The organism is Actinoplanes sp. NPDC049316 (assembly GCF_040677315.1).
Lineage (GTDB): Bacteria > Actinomycetota > Actinomycetes > Mycobacteriales > Micromonosporaceae > Actinoplanes.
In genome coordinates this window covers 1-2,901 of record NZ_JBFAQM010000062.1, presented here as the reverse complement: position 1 = coordinate 2,901, position 2,901 = coordinate 1, and the positions used below count along the sequence as shown (strand labels likewise).

General features: G+C 72.0%; 3 protein-coding genes and 1 tRNA gene. 2 read left to right on the top strand and 2 right to left on the bottom strand.

Features of this window, described 5'->3' with window-relative positions; genetic code table 11:
- Positions 1–98: 98 nt before the first annotated feature.
- Both AB0K03_RS41045 and AB0K03_RS41040 read right to left on the bottom strand, forming a co-directional pair.
- A tRNA-Arg gene (locus AB0K03_RS41045) sits at positions 99–171 on the bottom strand.
- A 52-nt stretch (positions 172–223) separates the two neighbouring features.
- Positions 224–1,354, bottom strand: a complete 1,131-nt coding sequence (locus AB0K03_RS41040; RefSeq protein WP_364697577.1) for an alpha/beta hydrolase — start codon at positions 1,352–1,354, stop codon at positions 224–226.
- A 171-nt stretch (positions 1,355–1,525) separates the two neighbouring features.
- Here AB0K03_RS41040 and ssb point away from each other — a divergent pair, with 171 nt between their 5' ends.
- Both ssb and AB0K03_RS41030 read left to right on the top strand, forming a co-directional pair.
- Positions 1,526–2,335 (top strand): single-stranded DNA-binding protein, encoded by an 810-nt coding sequence (ssb, locus tag AB0K03_RS41035; RefSeq protein ID WP_364697574.1) that lies wholly within the window; start codon positions 1,526–1,528, stop codon positions 2,333–2,335.
- Positions 2,336–2,737: 402 nt separating this feature from the next.
- The coding region (locus AB0K03_RS41030) for a glutaminase domain-containing protein (protein ID WP_364697580.1) at positions 2,738–2,901 on the top strand (164 nt) is incomplete at its 3' end.

Sequence of the window (2,901 nt, the reverse complement as noted above, 5' to 3'; positions counted from 1 at the left end):
CCACCGGCCGCCCACCCGGACCAGCACCCACCAAGCAAAAAACCCGAACCTACAAAACGTAGGCTCGGGCTATTCCGATGTCCTGAGACATCACAAAGCGCGCCCGGCAGGATTCGAACCTGCGACCGACGGATTAGAAGTCCGTTGCTCTATCCGCTGAGCTACGAGCGCCTGGCCAGCCAGCACATCCTAGAGTCCCGTCGGCTTCGTGGCGAGCCGGATGTCAGGCCGTCGTGGTGTCCGCTTTGTCCTCGGGCGATGCCGGTGCCTTCTCGCCGGCGGCCGCTGTCGTGTCGCCGGCTGCGCTGTCGCCCGTACCCATGGAAGCGGCGACCTCGGCCTCCACGGCCGCGATGCCTTCCGGGGTGTCCTCCGGGGCCGGCGGGATGGCCTCCTCCGGTGTGCCCTTCGGCGGGACGAACGCGTCGACCCAGCGGCCCAGTTCGCGGAACACCTCGTCGCGTACCTCGCGGCCGGACAGCGTGAGGTCGTGCATGCCGCCGTCGAAGCGGGCGATCGTCACGCGCGGGCCCAGGCGCGGCGCCCAGCGCACGATGTGTTCCACATCGAGAACCGTGTCGGTCACCCTCGCGTCCTCGCTCCAGCCTCTACCCCGGAATGTACGCGTGGAGCACGCGACGAGGACCGGGGCGTCGATCGCCAGTCCCGCGCGCAGCCGGGCCTGGCCGCGGCGGATCGCTTCGAGCCAGCCCGTACGGACGGGGAAGCCGAGGACCGGTTTCCACTTGAGCTCGTACGACCATTCGCCGCGGTGCTCGGAGTGCAGGCTCTGCCCGTACAGGCCGAGTGTGCTCATGGGCAGGACTCGGTAGGGGTTGCGGCCGCTCGTGCGCCCGACGACGCTCATCAGCGGACGGCGCAGGACCCACGGCACGTTGAAATCGAAGAACGGGCTGTTGAGGAAGAGGCCGTCGACGATGCCTCGGTCCCGGCGCGCGTGTGACCACAGGGACGTGATGAGGCCGCCGGTGGAGTGGCCGGCGACGAGCATCTGGTCGTGGCCGTCCTCCACGCGGATGATGCGGGCCGCCTCGTCGAGCTCCGGGAAGTATTCCGTGAGGCTGCGCGCGAAGTTCGGGGTCTGGTGGGGGAGCAGGCTGCGGCCGTACTTGCGCAGGTCGAGCGCGTAGAAGTCCCAGCCGCGCTCGACGAAGAAGTCCGCCAGGTGGGTCTGGAAGAAATAGTCGACGAAGCCGTGCACATACAGCACCGCGCGCCGGGACGGGGTGTCGGCGCGGCGGCGGACCAGGGTCGCGATGACCGCGCCCTCGTCGTCGGTGCCGAGGTCGATGGTGTGTCGCTCGTACGGCGGTCCCAGGACGTCGATCTCCACGTCGCAAGGTTACCCACGCGTAGGGCAACCTGCGCCATACCAGGTTCTGACGATCATGCCGACTTTTCCACAGCGTGGCCCTGTCCACAGGCCGGCGCATCTTCTCGGGCGCCCCGCCCGCCATCCGCGGCACGCTGCTCCCCACGAACTTCGACCGATTGAGGAGAAGCGATGTTCGACACCAACATTGTCGTGATCGGCAACGTGCTGACCGCCCCGGAGTGGCGCCGCACGGCGAGCTCCAACACGCTCGTGGCCAACTTCCGGGTCGCGTCGACGGCACGCCGGATGGACCGGGAGACCGGCCGGTGGGTGGACGGCAACCACCTTCGCGTACGCGTCAACTGCTGGCGCCGGCTCGCCGAGGGTGTGGCCTCCTCGGTGACCGTCGGCGACCCGGTGATCGTGACGGGACGCCTCTACACCCGCGACTGGACCGACAACGAGGGCAACCTGCGCACGACGTACGAGATGGAGGCCGTCTCCGTCGGTCACGACCTGTCCCGCGGCCGGGCGAAGTTCTTCCGCACCAAGGCCGCCGCGACGACCGTGGTCGAGAACCCTGAGTCCGAGGACAAGATCCGCGGTGAGCTGGCCGCGCCGATCCCCGACAGCGAGGCCCCCGCGGTGTACGGCGACGGTCTGCCCGACGGCGACGAACCGACCTTCGAGGACGTCCCGGCCCGCTCGCCGGAGGGCTTCGACCCGGTGGCGGCGCTGCGCGGCGGCGGCTTCGAGCCGTTCGACACGGGCATCACGCTGCCGTCCGAGGCTCCGGGCTCCGCCACCTCCCCGGTTCCCACCGCCGCCGCCACCTCCGATCCCGCTTCCGCACCCGTCGTCGAGCAGGCGCAGCTGTCCATCGCTCTCGAACCGGCCGGCGCGGAGCCGGTCACGGACACCGGGCCGGCCGCGGCGGACGCACCGTCGCCGCGGCGGGTACGCGCCCGCGCCCCGCGCCGCCAGCCGGTCGCGGCCTGACCGCCGCCGCTCCGTGACTCACTCTCCCCGTGGATGCACGGAGCGGCGGCGCCGAGCCAGCCCTCGCCCTTCCCGCTCACGCCCGGCCGATCCGGCGCGCGCCGACCTCCGCGGCAGCCGCCGTACGGCCCGGCGGGGATGCGGCTCGAGGGCTGGGAGCCGGAACCCCGCGCCGGGGTCGCGCGCGGGCGACCGGCCCGTCCGGGTGGGTTCCCGGTGGTCGCACCCACCCGGACGGCATAGCCGCTCGTCGCCGTGGCGCGAGCGAGCGGCCGGAAACCCGGCCGTCGCCGCCCGCCCCACGCGCGGCGGCGGCCGGGCGCCCCGTGAACCACCGGTGGCGTCGGTGGTGAGGACGACGCCCACCGGCCTGCTGTCCCCGTCCCGCGTCGGCATCCCGGGATCGGGCCCGCGTTCGTCGGCAAGGCGGCGCGGAGCCCCGGGGACAGCAACCGGCCGGCCGTCGCCGCACACACGACCGGGCAGCGGGTGCCGATCACCGACTGGTACGACGTGGTCTCGAACCGGCAGCAGGGCTTCCAGGCGCGGCCCGTGGTGGGCGGATT